This is a genomic window from Vandammella animalimorsus (assembly GCF_002285285.1).
GTDB lineage: Bacteria > Pseudomonadota > Gammaproteobacteria > Burkholderiales > Burkholderiaceae_C > Lampropedia > Lampropedia animalimorsus.
The window spans coordinates 155,474-175,059 of sequence record NZ_NSJF01000006.1 but is presented as its reverse complement, the minus strand read 5'-3'; the positions used below and the strand labels follow the sequence as shown (position 1 = coordinate 175,059).

The 19,586-nt window shown below is 69.7% G+C and carries 15 protein-coding genes and 1 riboswitch; of the genes, 2 read left to right on the top strand and 13 right to left on the bottom strand.

Annotated features, from left to right (window positions below):
- Positions 1-59 precede the first annotated feature (59 nt).
- The 9 genes from CK620_RS11795 to CK620_RS11755 form a co-directional block, all read right to left on the bottom strand.
- Positions 60-1,901, bottom strand: a complete 1,842-nt coding sequence (locus tag CK620_RS11795) for an ATP-binding cassette domain-containing protein (protein ID WP_238946118.1) — start codon at positions 1,899-1,901, stop codon at positions 60-62.
- Positions 1,898-3,715, bottom strand: a complete 1,818-nt coding sequence (cydD, locus tag CK620_RS11790; protein ID WP_095550500.1) for a thiol reductant ABC exporter subunit CydD — start codon at positions 3,713-3,715, stop codon at positions 1,898-1,900. The genes CK620_RS11795 and cydD overlap by 4 nt, the downstream gene beginning before the upstream one ends.
- A gap of 296 nt (positions 3,716-4,011) precedes the next feature.
- Positions 4,012-4,797 carry an ABC transporter ATP-binding protein gene (locus CK620_RS11785; protein WP_095550452.1) on the bottom strand — a complete coding sequence of 262 codons (786 nt, stop codon included), beginning with the start codon at positions 4,795-4,797 and terminating at the stop codon, positions 4,012-4,014.
- Positions 4,794-5,786, bottom strand: a complete 993-nt coding sequence (locus tag CK620_RS11780; RefSeq protein ID WP_095550451.1) for a FecCD family ABC transporter permease — start codon at positions 5,784-5,786, stop codon at positions 4,794-4,796. The genes CK620_RS11785 and CK620_RS11780 overlap by 4 nt, the downstream gene beginning before the upstream one ends.
- Entirely contained in the window at positions 5,783-6,739 is a 957-nt protein-coding gene (locus CK620_RS11775; protein ID WP_095550450.1) for an ABC transporter substrate-binding protein, read from the bottom strand. Before CK620_RS11775 ends, CK620_RS11780 begins: the two co-directional genes overlap by 4 nt.
- 11 nt (positions 6,740-6,750) lie before the next feature.
- Positions 6,751-7,332 carry a DUF7676 family protein gene (locus CK620_RS11770; protein WP_238945023.1) on the bottom strand — a complete coding sequence of 194 codons (582 nt, stop codon included), beginning with the start codon at positions 7,330-7,332 and terminating at the stop codon, positions 6,751-6,753.
- Positions 7,332-9,353, bottom strand: coding sequence for a TonB-dependent receptor plug domain-containing protein (locus tag CK620_RS11765; RefSeq protein WP_179290646.1), 2,022 nt, complete (start codon positions 9,351-9,353; stop codon positions 7,332-7,334). Before CK620_RS11765 ends, CK620_RS11770 begins: the two co-directional genes overlap by 1 nt.
- A 185-nt stretch (positions 9,354-9,538) precedes the next feature.
- Positions 9,539-9,807, bottom strand: a riboswitch (cobalamin riboswitch).
- 56 nt (positions 9,808-9,863) lie between these two features.
- Positions 9,864-10,493, bottom strand: a complete 630-nt coding sequence (locus CK620_RS11760) for an LOG family protein (RefSeq protein WP_095550448.1) — start codon at positions 10,491-10,493, stop codon at positions 9,864-9,866.
- 11 nt (positions 10,494-10,504) lie between these two features.
- Positions 10,505-12,589: a glycosyl hydrolase family 28-related protein gene (locus CK620_RS11755; protein WP_095550447.1), complete on the bottom strand. Its 2,085-nt coding sequence runs from the start codon at positions 12,587-12,589 to the stop codon at positions 10,505-10,507.
- Between the two features lie 80 nt (positions 12,590-12,669).
- Here CK620_RS11755 and CK620_RS14125 point away from each other — a divergent pair, with 80 nt between their 5' ends.
- Positions 12,670-13,059: a hypothetical protein gene (locus tag CK620_RS14125; protein ID WP_179290645.1), complete on the top strand. Its 390-nt coding sequence runs from the start codon at positions 12,670-12,672 to the stop codon at positions 13,057-13,059.
- A gap of 184 nt (positions 13,060-13,243) precedes the next feature.
- Here the strand turns inward: CK620_RS14125 and CK620_RS11745 are convergent, their stop codons facing one another.
- Together CK620_RS11745 and CK620_RS11740 are read right to left on the bottom strand one after the other, a co-directional pair.
- On the bottom strand, positions 13,244-13,642 hold the full coding sequence (locus CK620_RS11745) for a diacylglycerol kinase (RefSeq protein ID WP_095550446.1): 399 nt from the start codon (positions 13,640-13,642) through the stop codon (positions 13,244-13,246).
- Positions 13,643-13,751: 109 nt separating this feature from the next.
- Positions 13,752-16,052: an NADP-dependent malic enzyme gene (locus CK620_RS11740; RefSeq protein WP_095550498.1), complete on the bottom strand. Its 2,301-nt coding sequence runs from the start codon at positions 16,050-16,052 to the stop codon at positions 13,752-13,754.
- Between the two features lie 515 nt (positions 16,053-16,567).
- On the opposite strand from CK620_RS11740, the gene CK620_RS11735 reads away from it, so the two are divergent.
- A complete protein-coding gene (locus tag CK620_RS11735) occupies positions 16,568-17,854 on the top strand; it encodes a hypothetical protein (RefSeq protein ID WP_143326085.1) in 1,287 nt (428 codons plus the stop codon).
- Between the two features lie 65 nt (positions 17,855-17,919).
- On the opposite strand, the gene CK620_RS11730 is transcribed toward CK620_RS11735, so the two are convergent.
- Both CK620_RS11730 and lldD read right to left on the bottom strand, forming a co-directional pair.
- The gene (locus CK620_RS11730) at positions 17,920-18,309 is read right to left on the bottom strand and encodes a tautomerase family protein (protein WP_095550444.1); all 390 of its coding nucleotides are present in this window, start codon (positions 18,307-18,309) and stop codon (positions 17,920-17,922) included.
- 39 nt (positions 18,310-18,348) lie between these two features.
- Entirely contained in the window at positions 18,349-19,479 is a 1,131-nt protein-coding gene (gene lldD, locus CK620_RS11725) for an FMN-dependent L-lactate dehydrogenase LldD (RefSeq protein WP_095550443.1), read from the bottom strand.
- Positions 19,480-19,586: the final 107 nt, after the last annotated feature.

Below are 19,586 nucleotides of genomic sequence, written 5' to 3'. Positions count from 1 at the left end.
TAGTTCAAAGAGCAAAAGAAAAGTGGTGAGAGAAAAAACCGGGGTTGCCAAAAAAAGGCTCAGCCATCGCGCAGCCGCGCCAGCAGCGCCTCGAACTCGGCCGTGCCATGCACGGCCTGGGCCGTGATGCGGCCGTGCTCCAGCAGCAGCAGGCGGTCGGCCAGCGCGGCCTCGCGGCGCATGTGCGTGGCCAACACCACGCTGCGGCCGCGCAATGTTGGCGCCAGGCGCTGCAGCAGGGCCTGGGCGGTGGCGGCGTCCAGGCCGTCGGTGGGCTCGTCGAGCAGCCATAGCGCACCGGCTGCGCCAGCGCCGCCTGCGCCAGTGCCAGACAGTGGGGTCTGTGGGATCTGGGCCAGCAGCAGCCGCGCCAGCGCCAGACGCCGACCCTGGCCTTTGGACAGGCCCAGGCCGCCTTCGCCCAGGCGCTCGTCCAGCCCGGCCGGGCGCGCGGCAATGGCGTCCTTCAGGCCCACGAGCTCCAGCGCGGCCCACAGCGCCGCATCGTCCAGCGCGCGCTGTTGCAGATTCAGGTTGGCGCGCACCGTGTCGCTGAACAAGGCCGTTTGCTGCGGCAGGCCCAGGCTGGGCAGGGCGCGCACTGTGCCGCGCGTGGCCGCCAGCTCGCCGGCCAGCAGCGCCAGCAGGCTGGACTTGCCGCTGCCGCTGGCGCCCACCAGGGCCAGCACCTCGCCTTCGGCCAGCGTCAGCGAGCAATCCTGCAGGCGCGCCAGGCCGCTGCGGCCACTGTCGAGCCAGACGTGCTGCAACTGGGCGGCCAGGCCAGCCTCGGGCGCGGGCAGGGTGGCGCTGGGGGGGGCGGTGTTGGCGTTGGTGGCGTTGGTGGCGTTGGTGGCGTTGGTGGCGGGCGTCATGCTGCGCGCCAGCGGGGCCTGCAGGCGGCGCGCGGCCAACAGGCAGGCGGCCCACTCCAGCGTGCCACGGCGCAGCGCGGCAAAGGGCTCCATGCCGGCCATGGCCATCAGCACGAAAAAGGCCGCCAGCGCCACATGCATGTCGCGCGCCAGCACCAGCCAGGCGGCCACGCCCAGGGCGGCGGCCAGCGTCAGCGCCTGCAGCGCCTGCCAGGCCGCGGCGGCGGCGGCGTCGCGCTGTTGCAGGCGCAGCTCCAGCGCGGCCAGCTGGGCCTGGCGCTGGCGCCAGCGCTCGCTGGCGGCATCGAATTGCACGGCCATGGTCAGCTCGGCCTGGCCGCCCACCAGCTCCAGCGCCTGCTGGCGCATGCGCTCGCCATGGCGCGACTGGGCCAGCGCCAGTGCGCTGCTGCTGCGCACCAGCCACAGCGTGATGCCCAGGCCCCAGCCCCAGAACCACAGCCAGCAGGCCAGGCCCAGCCACAGGTGCTGCCAGGCCAGCCACAGGCTGATGGCCAGCGTGGTGGCCAGGGCCGCGGCGCAGGGCAGGGCCAGGCGCAGGTACAGGGCCTCGGCGGCGTCCAGGTCGCGCGTCAGGCGCAGCAGCAGGCGCGCGGGCTGCAGGCGCCAGGCGCGCTGCGCGGCTGCCAGTTGCGGCGCTTGCGCCGGGGGCTGGGCAAAGCTGCGCAGCAGGCGCTCGCGCAAGGCCACCAGCGCGTCCAGCGTGGCGGCATGGCCGACCAGGCGCTCGGCATAGCGCGCACCGGTGCGCCCCAGGGCCAGAAAGCGGATGCTGGCGCTGGGCACGAAGATGTCGAAGGCCAGCGCCGTGGCGGCGCTCAGCCCGGCCAGGGCCGTGCCGGTGATGAACCAGCCCGACACGCCCAGCAGCAAGGCGCCCATCAACGCTGTGGCGCAGGCCAGCAGCAGGCCTGCGGCCATGCGCCGGCCGTGGCCTTGCCACAGCGCGGCCCACAGCAGGGCCAGGCTGTGGCGGTGCAGATGGGTGGGTTGGCGCTCACTCACGGCAGAGCCTCCTCGATCGGCCTGTCGGCGGCGCGCATCGCTTGCGTTGGTGCATCGGGGCGGCGACGCCAGTGGGCCTGGCCCTGGGCGTTCAGCTCCAGCACCCAGGGCAGGGCGGCGATGGCCTGCGGATCGTGCGTGGCCAGCAGCAGCGTGCGGCCTTGCGCCAGCTTCAGAATCTGCGCCAGTACCTGGGCGCTGGTGGCGCTGTCCAGGTGGGCGGTGGGCTCGTCGAGCAGCAGCAGCGTGGCCTCGGGCGCGGCCACGAGCCGGGCCAGCGCCAGGCGCAGGCCCTCGCCGCCGGAGAGGCCGCTGCCGCCTTCGCCCAGCAGGGCCTGGTTGCGTTGTGGGACAAAGGCCCCCAGGCCCACTTGCTGCAGTGCGCGGGCTTCGTCATCGGGCGTGGCTGGTGCGGCGCGGCCCAGGCGCAGATTGCGCTGCAGCGAGCCGGCGAACAAATAAGGCTGCGCGCCCATCCAGCCCATGCGGCGGCGCAGCGCTGCTGCGTGGGCCGCATCCATGGGCTGGCCGCCGATGCGCACTTGGCCGCTGGCAGCTTGCACCAGCCCGGCCACCAGGGCCAGCAGCAGGCTTTTGCCGCTGCCGCTGGGGCCCGTGATGGCCACATGCGCCCCGGCTGGGATGTGCAGATCAAGGGCTGGGCGCGCGGCCTGGCCTTCGGCCAGCGGCAGCGCCGGTTGCACGGCCTGCAGCGTGATGGCCGGAGCGCCTGCGGGGACGGCGGGCTCGGCAGTGTTGGCGGCAGGGGGCTGGCCTTCGCTCTGGCCCTCGTCCTCAGTCTGGGCATTGGGCACCAGCGGCGCCAGTCCATCGAGCAGGGTCTGTAGGCGCTGCAACGCGGCGCGGCCATTGGCGCGGTCGTGCCAGACGGCCGAGAGCTCGCGCAGCGGCTCGAAAAAGGCCGGCGCCAGCATCAGCACGAACAGGCCTTCGTGCAGCGTCAGGCGCTCGCCCCAGGCGCCAAAAGGCAGCTGCCCCAGCAGGTGAAAGCCCACGTACACGGCCACCAGCGCCACGCCCAGCGCAGAGAACAGCTCCAGCACGGCTGAGGACAGCATGGCCACGCGCAGCACGCGCATGGTGCGCTGCGCCAGGTCGCGGCCCAGCGCGCTCATGCGCTGCGCCGTGGCCTCCACAGCGTGCAAGGCGCGCAGGCTGGGCAGGGCGCGCAGGCGCTGCAGCAGATCGCCGTGCAAATGCCCCAGTGCTTGCAGCTGGGCCTCGCTGATGGCCTGGGCGCGCCAGCCGATGATGGCCATGAACAAAGGGATCAGCGGCGCGGCCAGCAGCAGCAAGAGCGCCGACAGCCAGGAATGCCAGCCCACGCACAGCGCCAGTGCCGGCGGCACGAGCAGCACGCGCCACTGCGCCAGCTGGTAGCGCGCCAGCCAGGGCAGCACGGCATCGGCCTGCTCCATCCAGGCGCTGGTGATCTGGCCCGAAGGCGGGCGGCGCGCATCCAGCGGCGAGCTGTGGCGCAGGCGCTGGCCCAGCTGCAGGCGCAGCGCCGTCAGGCTGCGGCGGGCATGGCGCCAGGCCAGCTGCGTGCCAGCGTATTCCAGCGCAGCGCGCAGCAGGCCCAGGGCCACGGTGATGGCCGCAGCCTGCCCAATGGTGGCCGTGGGTGGCGGCAGGCCGGCGGCTGTGCCGCCGCCGTTTTGCCAGGCCATCAGCGCGGCAATGGCTGTGGCGATCTGCCAAGCCTGGCCGACCCACAGCAGTGAGGCCAGTGCGGGCAGGGCATGCCACCAGCCTCTGGCCTGGGCCAGGCCGTGCGGCAGGCCAGGGGCCATCTCTGAATTTGCAGCGCGTGCGCGCCCGTTGCGTGCCATGGGTGGAAGAAATGCAAAAAATCAGCAAGGCAAGGCCTGCACGAACCCGGCGGCGAAGTGCGCAGATGCCGCAGATGCACAAGGCGCAGCGATGCGTGTAGGCCTTCCCAAGCCCCTGCAAAACAGCCATCGGCCAGCGCCGCAGCGCTTGCAAAGGCTCTTTGGGAAAAAGCGCCGGATTCTATGAATTCCAGCAAACTTCATGGGGTTATCCGCACGGCTTTAGTCGGGCACCTGGGCGGGGCTGGCGTGATCTTTCAAAGCCGTTCCAGGGGGCGCCAGGGCAGGATGCAGGGCGGCTGGCCGTCGCCGGGGGCGATGCGCAGCGCCGCGATGCCGAAGGTTTGCGCCAACGCTGTGTCGTCCAGCACTTGGGCCGGCGGGCCGTGGCGCAGCGTGCGGCCGCCTTCGAGCAGCAGCAGCTGGTGGCAAAAGCGCGAGGCCAGGCTGAGGTCGTGCAGCACCACGGCCACGGCCTGGCCCTGGCGGGCTTGCTCGCGCAGCAAAGCCATGCAGTGCAGTTGCTGGGCTGGATCGAGTGCGGCCAGCGGCTCGTCGGCCAGCAGCACCGGGGCCTGCACGGCCAGGGCGCGCGCCAGCAGCGCGCGGGCGCGCTCGCCGCCCGAGAGGCTTTGCGCGTTGCGATCGGCCAGGGCTTGCAGGCCGGTGGCCTGCAAGGCGGCGTCAATGGCCTGCTGGCCGCTGGGCCGGGCGGCGTCGCCATGCGGCAGACGGCCCAGCGCCACGACTTCGCGCACCGGCAGCGGCCATTGCAGTTGCGCGCCCTGGGCCAGATAGGCCATTTGGCGCGCGCGCTCGGCTGGCGGCCAATCGGCCAGCGGGCGGCCTTGCAGCAGCACCTGGCCGCCGCGCAGCGGCAGCCAGCCCAGCAGCGCGCGCAGCAGGCTGGTCTTGCCGGCGCCGTTGGGGCCGACGATGCCCAGCAGTTGCCCGGCGGCCAGCTGCAGCTGCGCGCCATCGAGCAGGCGGCGCGCGCCGGCCTGGGCCTGAAGCTGCACGGCTTGCAGTGCAGGGGTGTTCATGCGCGGCCCTCCCGGTGCAGACGCAGGATCAGCAGCAGGAAAAAGGGTGCGCCGACCAGGGCGGTGAGCACCCCCAGGCGCAGCTCCTGCCCGCCCACGTAAAGCCAGCGCACGCCCAGGTCGGCCAGCAGCAGCAGCGCTGCGCCGGCCCAGGCGGCCAGTGGCAGCAGCTGCGCCGGGTTGCCGCGCGCCAGCGGCCGCATCAGGTGCGGCGCGACCAGGCCAATGAAGCCGATGCTGCCTGAGACGGAGACGGCCGCGCCCACGCTGGCGGCCGTACCCAGCAGCACCAGGGTGCGCAGCCGCGCCACGTTGATGCCCAGGGAGTGGGCAGTCTCCTCGCCCAGCGACAGCGCCAGCAGGCCGCGCCTGGCGCGCAGCAGCAGCGCCAGACCCAGCGCGATGAAGGGCAGGGCCAGGGCCACTTCGCGCTGGCTGCGGTCGGCCAGCGAGCCCATGAGCCAGAAGACGATTTCCTGCAGGGCATAGACGTTTTTCGTCCAGTTCATGACCAGCGCGATCAGCGCCCCGGCCATGGCCGAGACTGCCACGCCAGCGAGGATCAGCAGCGTGGTGCTGGCCTGGCGGCCGGCAAGAAAGAACACCAGGCCCACGGCGGCGGCCGTGCCGGCCATGCCCGCCAGCGGCAAGGCCAGCGCAAAGGCGCTGCTCAGGCCGGTGTAGAGCGCCAGCACCGCGCCCAGCGCCGCGCCGTTGGAGACGCCCAGCAGCCCTGGCTCGGCCAGCGGGTTGCGCAGCAGGCCTTGCAGCGCCGCGCCGGCCATGCCCAGCGCCGCGCCCACGGCCAGGCACAGCAGGGTGCGCGGCAGGCGCAGGTCCAGCAAGATGCGGGTGGGGATGAGTTCGCCCTGCCAGGCGCCTTGCAGCAGGCGCGGCAGAGGAGTGTCGATGTAGCCCACGGCCAGCGACAGCAGCGCCAGCAGGGCCAGGGCGGCGGGGGCAAGCAGCCAACGCAATAAGTTGCTCATGGCGTGATGGGGTGGGGGTGGGGCAGGGAGCTGGCGTTAGCGCGGCGCGCCTGGGCCAGCCGCTCGGCGGCGGCGATGTTCCACGGCCCGCCGCAGACGGTCATGCGCGAGGGCAGCTCCAGGCGCTGCACGCCCAGCTCTGCCAGCACCGGGTGCTGAAGCGGGCGCTGGGCGCCCAGTGCGTTGTGGCCCCAGCGTGGCACGAGCAGCAGCTCGGGGCGCTGGGCGACCAGGCGCTCCAGCGGCAATTGGCCATAGCCAGGCACGCCGGCTTCGGCGGCGGCGTTGTGCCAGCCGGCCAGGCCGAGCATGTCGTCGTAAATGGTGCCGGCGCCGGCGCTGTGGCCGTTGGCGCCGTAAAGAGCGGCGGCGGGGCGTTGCACGGCATTCGGGTTTTCGGCGGCCACGCTTGCGGCCAGGGCCTGCTGTGCGGCCTGCATGCGCTGCACCAGCTGCTGGCCGCGCGCTTCATCGCCGGTGCTGCGCGCCACGAGCAGGATTTGCGCCTGGGCATCGGCAAAACCGTCGGCGCCGGGCACGGCCAGCACCGGGATGCCGAAGCGGCGCAGCATCTGCGTGGTGTGCAGCGTGGTGTGCGTGCCCACCAGCACCAAGTCCGGTTGCAGCGCCAGCACTTCCTCGGCGCTGCCACGCACGCTGGGGATGCCGCGCGCGGCTTCGGCCAGCATGGACGAGGTCGGATCGCTGGCCAGGCGGCTGAGCGCGGCAATGCGCGAGCGCTCGACCAGTTGCAGCAGGATTTGGTCGGTGCAGAGGTTGAGCGAGACGATGCGCTGCGGGCGTGTTGCCTCGGCGGTGGCAGTGGTGGCTGGGCGCTCGCTGACGGCCTGTGGCAGTGGGCTGGCCGCAGGCGGCAGCCCAGCTTGCTCGGCCCTCTGGCAGCCTGCCAGCGCCGCCAGCATTGCCAGCGCCGCAACAGGGGCTTGCTTCATCCGTCGCACATTCAGCCGCCGCACACAAAGCCTTTGCCGCTCTGGTCGGCCGGGTCGGGCGGCAGGTTCAGGTAGTCGCTGCGCAGCTGGTTCCAGGCCGCCAGACGGCTCCAGTCGGGCGTAGCCGCCAGCGCCTGCTCGTCGGTCAGGAATGGGTTGGGCAGGAATACCGTCAGCTGCTGGTGCCCGGCGTGGGTGAACAGGCGCAGGCCCCAGCTGCGCGGCGCGCCATCGCGGTCGAGCAGGCGGTACAGCTCGGCGCGACCGGTGCGGCGCGCATGGGCCAGCTCGGGCGCTACGCCCTTGAACTCGCCAATGCACAGGTGAAAGTGCCAGGCGCCGAAGTCGATGGTGGCGTAGCCGTCAAGCAGGCCCACGCGCAGCGGCGCGTTGGGGGCCTTGATTTCATAGACGACGCCGGGCTCGCAGACGCCGAAGTGGATCTGCTGCCACCACTGGCCGAACACGTCCTGCAGCAGCATCCACAGCGTGTCCTCGTCGGTGGGCAGGGGCCAGGCTTCGCTGACGCTGCCATCGGGGTCGGTGCGGCGCTGCGGTGCGTTGGGGACGGGGGGGCTGCTGGCGGCGTTCATCACAGCTCCCAGATGTAGCGGAGCTTGAACTGGCGGCCCGGCTGCGGGAAGCCGAATTTCTCCCAATAGAACTTGTCGGTGAGGTTGTCCACGCTCAGTTGCAGCGCGTGCTGCGCGGCGAACTGGTAGCGCAGGCTCAAGTCGGCCACGCTGTAGGGCGCGTAGCTTTGCTGCTGGCCGTAGGTGGCGGGGTTGACCCAGTCCAGATCCTTGCGGCTGCCCACATGGCGCAGCGCCAGGAGGCCGCTCCAAGGGCCGTGTTGGCCTTCGAGCGCCAGGCGCCAGGTCTGCCGGGGCACATTGTTGGCATCGACCCATTGACCTTTGACCTGATCGCGGGCCTTGAGCATGCGCGTGCCCGACAGGCCCAGCGACCAGCCGGGCGTGAAGCGCCAGCGCGCCATCAGCTCCACGCCCTGCATGCGGGCGCGGTGGGCATTGGCAAAGGTGCTCAGGCTTTGCTCGGGCGTGTCGATGGCCTTGACGCTGACGATCTTGTCGCGCACGCGGGTGTCGAAATAGGTGGCGTCGAGCTGCCAGGCGTGGTTCTCCCAGCCCAGGCCCAGATCCCAGCTGCGGCTGGATTCGGGCCGCAGCGCGGCATTGCCGCGGGTGATGAGGCGGCGGCCGTCACGGACACTGAGCGATTCGCCCGTGAGCTGGAAGGCATCGGGCGTCATAAAGCCTTCGCCGTAGCTGGCATGGGCCGTGAAGCCGCCGCCCAGGCGCTGTTGCACGCCAGCGCTGGGGCTGGCCTTGCCGAAGTTCGCCTTGCCTGGCGTGAAGCTGGTGAGCAGCGGCGTGGCCAGCGTCTGCACGCGGATGCGGTCGTGGCGCGCGCCCAGGTTCAGCACCGTCGCGCCCTGGTTGAACTCCCAGCTTTGCTGGGCGTACAGGCCGGCGCTTTGGCGGCGGCTGTTGGCCGAGTAGGGCGCGAGCTGGGCGCCGCTCTTGTCGTAGCGGCGCGAGGTGGACTGGGCGCGGTCGGCATCCAGACCCAGCACCAGCCGCGCGCCGGCGCCCCATTGCCAGGCGTCTTGCAGCTGCAGGCCGCTCCAGCGCAGCGTGCCGCCGTAGCTGCGGTAGGGGTAGGTGGTGCCTGGCGGGTCATAGCGCGAGCTGACGGTGGCATTCTCCGCCGTCTGACGGCCGGTATAGGCGCTGGCGCTCAGGGCGTGCGCGCCCAGCTGGCCCTGCAGTTGCAGGCGCGTACCCCAGCGATCCAGATCCTTGCTGCCTTGGTTTTGCAGACCGTAGGCGATGTCGCCGGGCGAGGCAATGTCCTTGCCGCGGTACAGGCTGCTGCGCCAGTCCAGCTGCCATTGCGGCGCCAGTTGCAGGCCCAGGCGCAGTGCGTGCTTTTGGATGTTGTAGTCCGAATGCGGGCGTTTTTGGCCATTGCCCATGCGCATGTCGCCCTCGGCCTGCCACTGGCCGCTGTAGTCGAAGCTCAGGCGCTCATTGATGCGGCCGCCGGCGCGGCCCTGAAGCTCACGCGCGCTGAACTGGCCCAGGCCGGCGCTGAGGCTGGCCTCAAGCGGGCCGGTGCTGCGCCGCGTGATCAGGTTGACCACGCCGCCCATGGCCTGTGAACCGTACAGCGCCGAGGCCGGGCCTTTGAGCACCTCGATGCGCTGCAGATCGCCAGTGCCCAGCGTGCTGAGGTTGTCGGTCATGGCCGGCAGGCCATCGACCAGCAGCAGCGTGCGCTGGTTCAAGCCGCTGAACTGCGGCCCAAAGCCGCGAATGCCCACGCCCGAGAGCTGGCCCGGGTACTGGATCACATCGACGCTGGCATTTTTCTTCAGCACGTCCACCAGCTCGCGCTGTGGCGTGGCCTCGATGGTGGCGGCATCGACCACCTCGATGCGCTGGGGCTCATCGGCCAGCGGCGTGGGCGCGCGGCTGCCGGTGACGACGACAACGGGTAATGTGCTGGCCTCGGCCTTGGGTTTTGTTTGGGCTGGTTGTGTGTCGTTGGGCTGGGCCTGCAGGCCGGGCAGGGCCAGCAAGAGAGGCAAAAGGGGGAGGTGTTTTGGGGACATGGGCGTTTTCTCAGCCAAGGAAATCCGCCACCGTGATCGCGCTGATTCGCATGCGCCAAGGCCCGCAGCCGCCAGGCGCAGGCGCGCCCAGTGCAGCCGTGCCACTGTCGCCCGCCACCCCGCAGACGATCACCGTGACCGGCGGTGCACGCCGGGGCGCGCACTGCCTGACAATGCAGGCCGGTATCCGGACTCGCAAGACCAAGAGCGCCGCCTTCCCAAAAGGGCTGCCCAGACCATCGGCGGTCTGAACTTCACCCAACTTCAGTGGCTGCCGCCCGGCGCAGCGTGTGCGCAGCAGGCGGCCTGGCGCCCCCATCCTTGCTTACCGTTGCGGGGGCAGTCAGGGCTTTGCACCCTGTTCCCGTTGAACCCGCTGCCCTGGTTGCCAAGAACCCAGTCAGCGCGGCACCTGCAAACCACAAAGAAAGCCGCGTCCGCGCTGGCGCTGAGCAGTGGCGCCGAGCGCAGAACGCGGCGCGCATTTTACCGGCCCAGCAGCCCTGCCGCGGCCCTGGCATTGCCCGCCTGGGCGTTCAGTGGCGCAGAGGCTTGCGGGCCTTGCTGCAGCTGTCGCAGCAGCTCGTGCAGCAGGGCCTGGGTGTTGTTGCTGGTGGTGGTCAGCGTCATCTGCCAGTCGCTGAGCAGCCCGTTGGCGATGCAGTGCTGCAAAAAGGGCTGCAGCGCGCTGTAGTAGCCGTCCACGTCGAGGATGCCGATGGGTTTGTCGTGGTAGCCCAGCTGGCGCCAGGTCCAGATCTCGAACAGCTCCTCGAAGGTGCCGATGCCGCCGGGCAGGGCGACGAAGGCATCGCTGCGCTGGGCCATCATGGCCTTGCGCTGGTGCATGGTGTCCACGACGAACAGCTCGTCGCAGGCTTCGTTGGCCATTTCCTTGTGCACCAGCACGGTGGGGATGATGCCCACCACGCGCGCGCCCGCTTCCTTGGCGGCCTGGGCCACCAGGCCCATCAGCCCCGATTTGCCGCCGCCGTAGACCAGCTGGCCGCCTTGCTCGCCGATCCAGCGGCCAACGGCCTGGGCGGCTTCGATGATGCGCGGGTTGCTGCCATTGCGCGAGCCGCAGTAAACGCAGAAGGAAAAGCGGGGTTGCATCGGGTGGGGTCTCAGGGGGTGAAAAGGGTGTTGCCACTGACGGTGTTGGCCGTGCCCTGGTCGAGGATGGTGTGGCTGTGGATGTAGTTGCCCGTTACGGTGTTGCCCGAGGTGGTGTCCGTCAACCACAGGCCGGTGTGCCAGAGGCGGTTGTTGCGGATGCTGCTGCCGCTGATGCGCTCGAGCGTGACGGAGCGCAGATAGTTGGGCTCGAAGGTGTTGCCTTCGATCTGCACCCCGCTGACGCGGGCGCTGCTGGCGCTGACCTCGTAGGGCACGCCGGCATAAATGCCGTAGCCGCGGTTGCCGGCCACGTGCGCCTGGGTGATGCGCACGTTGTGGATGGTTTCGTCCTTGCCGGGCCGGATGTCGATGCCGGTCATGGGCGCCACGCCGTGCGTGCTGTGGTAGCGCCCGCCCTGCACCAACACGTCCTGGGCCGAGGCGATGGCCAGGCCGCGGCGGCGGTTGCCCTCGGCCACCACGTTGCACAGCCGCACGTCGCGGCTGTCCTGGGTCACGGCCAGGCCATCGCCCCAGGCATCTTGGACTTTGACTTGCTCGATGACGATGCGGCTCGATGCGGCCACCATCACGCCCGTGCCCCAGGCGCCTTCAGCGCCTTGGCGCGTGTGGCGGTCGCCCAGCACCGTGCCGCCGACCAGGCGGGCGTTGTCCACCTGCTGGAAGCGCACGATGTCGTAGAAGCCGGCGCTGCCGGGCTTGGCTTTGAGCACAGCCTGGTCGGAAAGCCGCAGCGTCATGTGGCTGCGCATGAACAGGCGCTTGGCCGGGTCGATCAGGTAAGTGCCCTCGGGCACCCAGACCATGCCGTTTGTGCCGGCGGCCTGGTCAATGGCGGCCTGGATGGCGGCGGTGTCGTCGCTGCGGCCATCGCCCTTGGCGCCCTTGTCGCGCACGTTGATGGCCTGGCCTGCAGCGGGCATGGGCGCGCATTGCCCAGCGGTTGGCGCTGGCGTGGGCGAGGGGTTGGCCACGGGCGCGGGCGGGATGGGCGCAGGGGCCACCACGGGTGCCGCATCGGGCGGCAGCAGGGGCACGGCGGCCAGAGTATCGAGCCGATTGTTGGCAATGGTGTTGTGCTTGGGGCTGCCGTCGGCGTTGGGCTCGTCGACGATCAGGCGATCCAGCGATGCCCCGGGCCGCCCGGTGATGGCGTTGTCCGTGACGGTGATGAAGGTCGCCAGCGGCTCCAGGCTGATGTTGAGGTACTGGCTGTTGATGATGCGGTTGCCAGTGATGCGGGTTTTCCAGCTGCGATTGCCCAGGCCCAGGCCGATGGAGTTGTCGATGATGGTGTTGCCCTCCAGCACGACGTTCTCGATCTGGCCGGGGTAAGTGGTCACCATGCCGATGCCGCGGCCGGCGTTGTTGATGAATTGCGAGCGGCGGATGGTCACGTTCTTGACGTGCTCGCGAAGCGCCTCTTGCGCGTGCCCCCATGGCTCGATGTCGATGCCGTCCTGGGGCGGGGTGCCGTGCGTGTTCTTGAACACCGAATCCTGCACCACGATGGTGTCGACATCGACGATGGACATGCCCTGGCGGCGGTTCTTGTCGGCCACCACGGCGCAGAACTTGACGTTCTGGCTGCCGCCGCCGACGTAAAAGCCATCGCCCCAGAACTCACGGGCCGTGACGTTTTCGATGGCGGCATGGCGCGCGCCGCGCATCACGAGGCCAGAGCCCCATTCGCCCAGCTGCCCGTCGGCGGGGATGCGGTGCGCGTAGCGCTCGCCCTGCAGATGGCCGCCCAGCACGTGGGCGTTTTCCACATCGTTGAAATGGAAGATGTTGTAGTGCCGCGAGCCATTGGGCATGGCCTTGAGCACGGCCTGCTGCGACATGTGCACGGTCACGCCGCTGCGCATCTGCAGGCCGCACCGCTCTTGGCCCCAGCCGCCGCAGGCGTTGACCGTGGCGTCGATCATGTAGGTGCCAGCCGGAATCCAGACGCGCCCGCCGCTGCCGGCGGCTTCGTCCAGCGCAGCCTGGATGGCCGCCGTGTCGTCGGCCTGGCCATCGCCCTTGGCGCCTTTGTCCTTGACGTTGACCGTCAGCGCAGAGGCAGGCATGGGCACGCAAACCCCGGCGGTGGGCGGCGGTACGGGCTCTGCCGCAGGGGCAGGCGTGGGCGCGGGAGCCGGCGGCGGCGATGGCGGCGCAGGTGCGGGTGCGGGAGACGGAACTGGACTGGGCGCAGGCGCAGGCGGTGATGGCGGCTGCGGAGCAGGAGCAGGAGCAGGAGCAGGAGCAGGAGCAGGAGCAGGAGCAGGAGCAGGAGCAGGAGCAGGAGCAGGTGCAGGTGCAGGTGCAGGTGCAGGTGCAGGTGCAGGTGGCCGTGGGGCGGGCACCGGCGCAGGCGCTGGCGGCTGCGATGGCGTTGGGTCGGGCTGTGGCCCAGGGGCTGGGTTGGGCGCAGGAGGACGGTTGTCGGATTGACCATCGCCGCCGCCGCCACAAGCAGCCAGTGAGACGGCCAAGGCCAGCATGGCCAAACGCTTTGCGCGCATGCAACTCAACATCACGGTTCCCTCCAAAATGAATGCCGCAACTGGCGTGCGTGGCCAAGTCGCCAGCCCCTGCCTGAAACACAGGCGCTGCGCAGCCCAGTGGGCCTGGCGCGGGCACAAACAAGGCGCTCTGTGGCGCCGTTCGTGCAGGTGTTTGCTTTTGTAAAAAATGTTCAGGCGATTATAGGGAGCCTTGACGCTGTCTTGGGGCTGGCATCAGGCGCCGGCGGTGCAGCAGGCAGCCCATTTGACCCAAAGCGCCCAGGCCCAAATGCCCAGGCACAGCGCCAGCGCCAGCAGCACGGCGGCGCTGCCCAGGTCTTTGGCTTTTTTCGATAGCAGATGCCATTCGGGGCCGATGCGGTCGACCACGGCCTCGATGGCGGAGTTGAGGATTTCGACCAGCAGCACCAGCACGGGCAGGGCGATGAGCACGGCGGTCTCCAGCCAGCTTTGCCCGGCCCAGAAGGCCAGGGGGATGAGCACTGCGGCCAGCAGCAGCTCCTGGCGAAAGGCCGCTTCCTGCCAGGCGGCGCCCAGGCCGTGGCAGGAGTTGCGCAGGGCCGGGCCCAGGCGGGCCAGGCCGGTCTTGGGTGAGTGGGGCGAGGTGGGCATGGGCCGGGCGGGGCTGGCTGAGGGCGGGTGGGCGGCCTGTTGCAGCGCCTTGGCCCTGGCAGCCCCAGGGGGCAGCCAAGGCCAGGTGCTGCAGCCGGCGCAGCCAGGCTCAGTGCGGCGCGTTGACGTTGGCGGCGGCCAGGGCCGTCATGTTGACGATGCGCCGCACGGTGGCCGAGGGGGTCAGCACGTGGGCCGCGCCGGCCGCGCCCATCAGGATGGGGCCGATGGTGGTGCCGTTGCCGCCCACTTCCTTGAGCACGTTGAAGAGGATGTTGGCCGAGTCCAGGTTGGGGCAGATGAGGATGTTGGCGCTGGCGCTCAGCGAGCTGTCGAGCAGGTTGCGCTGACGCACTTCATCGGACAGCGCAGCATCGCCATGCATTTCGCCGTCGCACTCGATCTCGGGAAAGCGCTGCTTGAACAGCTCTGCCGCGCGGCGCATTTTCAGCGCGCTGGGGCGTGTGGAGGAGCCGAAGTTCGAGTGCGAGACGAAGGCCACCTTGGGCGGCAAGCCAAAGCGCTGCACTTCGCGCACGGCCATGCGGGCGATGGAGACCAGGCCTTCGGGGTCCGGGTCTTCGTGGATGTAGGTGTCGGCCACGAACAGGGTGCGCTCGTCCAGAATCAGCGCATTGATGGTGGCCAGGCCCTCGCTGCCTTGGCGCACGCCAATGATGTCCTGAATGCGCTGCAGATGCTTGTCGAAGCCGCCGACCATGCCGCAGAGCATGGCGTCGGCATCGCCCAGGTGGATCATCAGCGCGGCGATGATGGTGTTGGAGCGGCGCACGGCGGCTTTGGCGGCCTCTGGCGTGACGCCGTTGCGGCCCATGATCTTGTGATAGGCCTCCCAATACTGGCGAAAGCGCGGGTCGTCTTCGGGGTTGACGTTTTCCACGTCTTGGCCGAGGCGAATGCGCAGGCCGGCGCGCTGGATGCGCTCGGCGATGACGGCCGGGCGGCCGATGAGGATGGGGCGGGCCAGGCCATCGTCCACCGCGACCTGCGCGGCGCGCAGCACGCGCTCGTCCTCGCCTTCGGCATAGGCCACGCGGCGCAACTGCTGCTTGGCGGCCTGGAACACGGGCTTCATGAACATGCCGGTCTGATAGACAAAGCGTTGCAGGCTTTCGCGGTAGGCGGCGATGTCCTCAATGGGGCGGGTGGCCACGCCCGAGCGCGCGGCGGCTTCGGCCACGGCCGGGGCGATGCGCAGGATCAGGCGGCCATCGAACGGGGTGGGGATGAGGTATTCGGGGCCGAAGCTCAGCTCCTTGCCGGAGTAGGCGGCGGCGACCTCATCGCTGGCTTCGGCCTTGGCCAGGGCGGCGATTTCATGCACGCAGGCCAGCTTCATCTCGTCCGTGATCTTGGTGGCGCCGCAGTCCAGCGCGCCGCGGAAGATGTAGGGGAAGCACAGCACGTTGTTGACCTGGTTGGGGTAGTCCGAGCGGCCGGTGGCGATGATGACGTCCGGGCGCACGGCCTTGGCCAGTTCGGGGCGGATTTCCGGCTCGGGGTTGGCCAGGGCCAGCACGATGGGCTTGTCGGCCATGGTCTTGAGCATCTCTGCGGTGAGCACGCCCGGGGCGGAGCAGCCCAGGAACACGTCCGCGCCCTTGACGATGTCGGCCAGGGTGCGCGCCTCGGTCTGGTGCGCAAAGCGCGCCTTGGAGGCGTCGAGCTTGTCGCGCCCGGCGTGGATCACGCCCTTGGAGTCGGCCACGAAGACGTTTTCATGGCGCACGCCCAGCCCTTCCATGACGTTGATGCAGGCAATGGCGGCCGCGCCCGCGCCGGAGACGGCGACCTTGACCTGGCCGATGTCCTTGCCCACCAGCTCCAGCGCGTTGATCAGCGCGGCCGAGGAGATGATGGCCGTGCCGTGCTGGTCGTCGTGGAACACGGGGATGTTCATGCGCTTGGAGAGCTCTTGCTCGATGTAGAAGCACTCGGGCGCCTTGATGTCCTCCAGGTTGATGCCGCCCAGCGTAGGCTCCAGCGCGGCGATGATCTCGATGAGCTTGTCCGGGTCGCGCTCGGCCAGTTCGATGTCGAACACGTCCACGCCGGCGAACTTCTTGAACAGACAGCCCTTGCCCTCCATCACCGGCTTGCCCGCCAGCGGGCCGATGTCGCCCAGACCGAGCACGGCCGTGCCGTTGGTGATGACGCCCACCAGGTTGCCGCGCGAGGTGTATTCGGAGGCCTTGCTGGGGTCGGCCTGGATGTCCAGGCAGGGGTAGGCCACGCCGGGCGAGTAGGCCAGCGAGAGATCGCGCTGGTTGGACAGGGGCTTGGTGGGCTTGACGGAAATCTTGCCCTTGCTGGGCGCGCTGTGGTATTCGAGCGCGGCCAGGCGCAGGGCTTGTTCGGCTTCGGAGAGAGATTTGGCGTGGGAAGTCATGAATGCCTTGGATTGCGGAAAAAGAGACGCAGAGGGGCCGGGCGCGGCACAGTGGATGTTGGGGGGCGATTTTTGCAGAGCTTGAAGGGTCTCAAAACCATTTCGCATCGCAAATTGCTTGCCCATGTCGACAAGCGCTTGCAGGTGCTGGCGCGCGCCGCAGTCAGGCAGGGACATTAGCGGCAGCGGGCCAGGCGGACAATGCGTGAAAACGGCAGTACGCCCCGCAAGCAGCGGCCTGGGCCTGCATATGACGCGCGCCCATCAGAACGGGGCCTTGGAGCCATTTCTTTCAATGTCTTTGCCAAGGAAAGCCTGCGTGCATCGAGCGGCAAAGTGTGCGTTACCGGTCGGGATGGGATTTGCGGGCCAAGCAGACCATGTCCAATCCGCATGGGCATGCGACGCTGTGGCTCGTGTAGGCGCTGCCTGATGCTTGGCCCCAAGGCGCTGCAATGCGCCAGAATCGGCCCGCAGCAGCCCGGCTGCACCAATGCCACGGCAAGCACACACGCATGAACCTCACAGCCGACATCACCCCCTGCTTTCTGGCCCAGGCCCAGCCTGTGCTGCGCGGCCTGAACGGCCAGGCGCTCACAGTCACGCCTGGCCAGGGCGGCGCGCCCATTGCCGTACAGCCCTGGCCGGGCGTGACCGCGAGCGGCTGCGCCGGGCAGGCCATGCGCTGCTGGGGCCACTCAGCGCCGCACGACCCGGCGCCTTGGCTGGCCACGCACGATCGCATCCTGGCGCTCATCGACGGCCATCGCCCCTTGGTGATTCAACCCCGGCAGCCTTGGGGGCATGACGGCGCACCGCCGGATGCGCCCTATCCGGCCGTGGTGGCCGCGCAGGCGGGCGGGCTGATGGTGTTCCTGGTCAATGCGGCCTCGCAGGTGCGCGTGTTCGCGGCCGATGCGGCGCAGGCGGTGGAGCTGCCCCCGATCGACGACGCGCAGGTGTATGCAGCCTGGGCGCATCAGGGCCAGTTGTGGGCTGCTGGCATGCGCCCGCGCCCGCGCGATGCCGATGGCGACATCACGGGCTTTGGCCAGGCGCTGCTGCTGCGCTGGCACATGCGCCCGCTGGCCGTTCAAGACCGCTGGCAAGGGCTGGACGTGTGGCCGGTGGATGAAGCCAGCACCCCCGCGGCCGAATGGGCCAGCCTGGCTGGCATGGAAGCCTGGCTGGCGGCCTTGCCCGGCCCTTCGCCCGCGCAGGCCCCTTGGCTGATTGGCGCGCCCCTGCTGCGTGGCGTGCATGATTTGCTGCCGGATCTCTCGCCCTTCTGGATGCTGGGCCCGCCCGCGCCGGCTGACTACAACGCCGCCGTGCTGGCGCAGGCCAAAAACGCGCCTGTCCCCTCGCCAGCGACCCCGCCCCTGCAACTGGCGCGCGTGCTGGCCGGCCACAGCCTGCTGGCCGTGTGCAGCCAGGGCGCGGGCCAGGCGCTGGTGTTCATGCTGGCGCAGCCCGAGGCCGGCGCGGCCGCCCGCGTCCACAGGCTGTGCCAAAGCCGCTGGGATGGAGCCTGCGCCCAGCTCTCCCCCGCGCAGCCAATGCACATTGCCGGCCTGCCCGCAGAGGCCGGCAGCGCCACGCTGCTGGATTGGGATGCCGTGCACCACCCCAGCTTCGGCTTTGCCGCCACGCTGCTGTGGCAGCCCGCCCGCACTGGCAGCAGTGATGGCAGTGATGACAGTGACGGCAGCGGTACAGCGCCGGCCCTGGCTGGCGCGGTGCTGCACAGTCCCGATGGGCAGCGCTGGCGCGTGGTGCAAATGCTTGCTGCCCCCGCCTGACGCCTGGGGCGATCGCCCGTCCTGCCGCTGGCTGCTTCTGCCGGGCTGTGGGGCTGCCAGCTCCCTCAAACGTCAAGCCGAAAGCCCAAGTCCAGCTCGGATGCGGGCTGGCCGCCGCGCAGGCCCCAGTTGTCCAGCGGCGGCTCGTGCAGCACGATGAATACGTCGCCCGGCGCAATGCCCAGCGTGCCCAGCCGGCTCACGATCTCCTGGTAAAGCCTGCGCTTGGCCGCCAGCGAGCGGCCGGGAAAGAGCAGGATTTCGACGAAGGTGTAGTCCTCCGTCTTGCCCGGCGGCACGGCAAAGTGCTCGGGGCGGTGCTCGATGTAGCGAATCTGCCGGTCGCCCTCGGGCACTTGCAGGGCCACGCGCTGCGCCTGGTACACGGCCTCGATCATGGCTTGCACCTGTTCGGGGCTGCGCGGGCGGCGCACTTCGATCTTGGTCACGGGCATGGGCGTGTTCTCCGTATCAGAACCTGTCCAGCCAGTCCATCAGGCCAGCAGGTCGCTGGTGATTTCGCCCACGTTTTTCACGCTGGTCAGCGTCATGGCCACGCGCATTTCCTTGAGCATCAAGTCCAGCAGGTTTTCCACGCCGGCCTGGCCGTGCGCGGCCAGGGCATAGACGAAGGCGCGGCCGATCATGGTGCAGTCCGCGCCCAGCGCCAGCATGCGCACCACGTCCAGGCCGTTGCGGATGCCCGAGTCGGCCAGGATTTTGATCTGGCCTTTGACGGCATCGGCAATGGGCGGCAGCGCGCGCGCCGAGGAGAGCACGCCGTCGAGCTGACGCCCGCCGTGGTTGGAGACGACGATGCCATCAGCGCCAAAGCGCACGGCGTCCTTGGCGTCCTCGGGGTCGAGAATGCCTTTGATGACCATGGCGCCTGGCCAGAATTCGCGGATCCATTCCAGGTCTTTCCAGGAGATGGAGGGGTCGAAGTTCGCGCCCAGGTAGCCGATGTAGTCCTCCAGGCCGATGACGCGGCCGGTGTATTTGGAGATGTTGCCCAGATCGTGCGGCTTGCCGTGCAGGCCCACGTCCCAGGCCCATTGCGGGTGCAGCGCGGCTTGCAGGTAGCGGCGCCACTTGGCGTTGGGGCCGCTCATGCCGGAGTGGGCGTCGCGGTAGCGCGCGCCGGGCACGGGCATGTCCACGGTGAAAACGAGGGTGGAGCAGCCTGCGGCCTTGGCGCGCTCCAGCGCGTTTTTCATGAAGCCGCGGTCCTTGAGCACGTAGAGCTGGAACCACATGGGCCGCCCGATGGCGGGGGTGACTTCCTCGATGGGGCAGACGGAGACGCTGGAGAGGCAAAAGGGCACGCCTTTGTTGTAGGCCGCCTTGGCCGCCTGCACTTCGCCGCGCCGCGCGTACATGCCCGTCAGGCCCACGGGCGAGAGGGCCACGGGCAGGGCGAGCTGCTCGCCGAACAGCTCGATGCTGGTGTCCAGCTCGCTCATGTCCTTGAGCACGCGCTGGCGCAGGGCGATGTCGGCCAGGTCTTCGACGTTGCGGCGCAGGGTTTTCTCGGCGTAGGCGCCGCCGTCGATGTAGTGGAACAAAAAGGGCGGCAGGCGGCGCTGGGCGGCGGCTCGGTAGTCGCTGGCGGAGGAGATGATCATCTGCAGTCTCGCGGTATGGAGGTTCGATCAGAGCGTGTGATGCACTTGGGCCAGCGCGGGGGCGCAAAGTGCACAGCACGCTCTAGGGCTGGAATGGAGGCGGCCTG

Excerpts from the sequence above, each read along its gene's own strand:
- cydD (WP_095550500.1), bottom strand. The coding sequence starts at position 3,715 with ATGGCCCCTGGCCTGCCGCACGGCCTGGCCCAGGCCAGAGGCTGGTGG.
- CK620_RS11785 (WP_095550452.1), bottom strand. The coding sequence starts at position 4,797 with ATGAACACCCCTGCACTGCAAGCCGTGCAGCTTCAGGCCCAGGCCGGC.
- CK620_RS11780 (WP_095550451.1), bottom strand. The coding sequence starts at position 5,786 with ATGAGCAACTTATTGCGTTGGCTGCTTGCCCCCGCCGCCCTGGCCCTG.
- CK620_RS11775 (WP_095550450.1), bottom strand. The coding sequence starts at position 6,739 with ATGAAGCAAGCCCCTGTTGCGGCGCTGGCAATGCTGGCGGCGCTGGCA.
- CK620_RS11770 (WP_238945023.1), bottom strand. The coding sequence starts at position 7,332 with ATGAACGCCGCCAGCAGCCCCCCCGTCCCCAACGCACCGCAGCGCCGC.
- CK620_RS11760 (WP_095550448.1), bottom strand. The coding sequence starts at position 10,493 with ATGCAACCCCGCTTTTCCTTCTGCGTTTACTGCGGCTCGCGCAATGGC.
- CK620_RS11755 (WP_095550447.1), bottom strand. The coding sequence starts at position 12,589 with ATGCCTGCCTCTGCGCTGACGGTCAACGTCAAGGACAAAGGCGCCAAG.
- CK620_RS14125 (WP_179290645.1), top strand. The coding sequence starts at position 12,670 with ATGGCGGCGCAGGTGCGGGTGCGGGAGACGGAACTGGACTGGGCGCAG.
- CK620_RS11745 (WP_095550446.1), bottom strand. The coding sequence starts at position 13,642 with ATGCCCACCTCGCCCCACTCACCCAAGACCGGCCTGGCCCGCCTGGGC.
- CK620_RS11740 (WP_095550498.1), bottom strand. The coding sequence starts at position 16,052 with ATGACTTCCCACGCCAAATCTCTCTCCGAAGCCGAACAAGCCCTGCGC.
- CK620_RS11735 (WP_143326085.1), top strand. The coding sequence starts at position 16,568 with ATGAACCTCACAGCCGACATCACCCCCTGCTTTCTGGCCCAGGCCCAG.
- CK620_RS11730 (WP_095550444.1), bottom strand. The coding sequence starts at position 18,309 with ATGCCCGTGACCAAGATCGAAGTGCGCCGCCCGCGCAGCCCCGAACAG.
- lldD (WP_095550443.1), bottom strand. The coding sequence starts at position 19,479 with ATGATCATCTCCTCCGCCAGCGACTACCGAGCCGCCGCCCAGCGCCGC.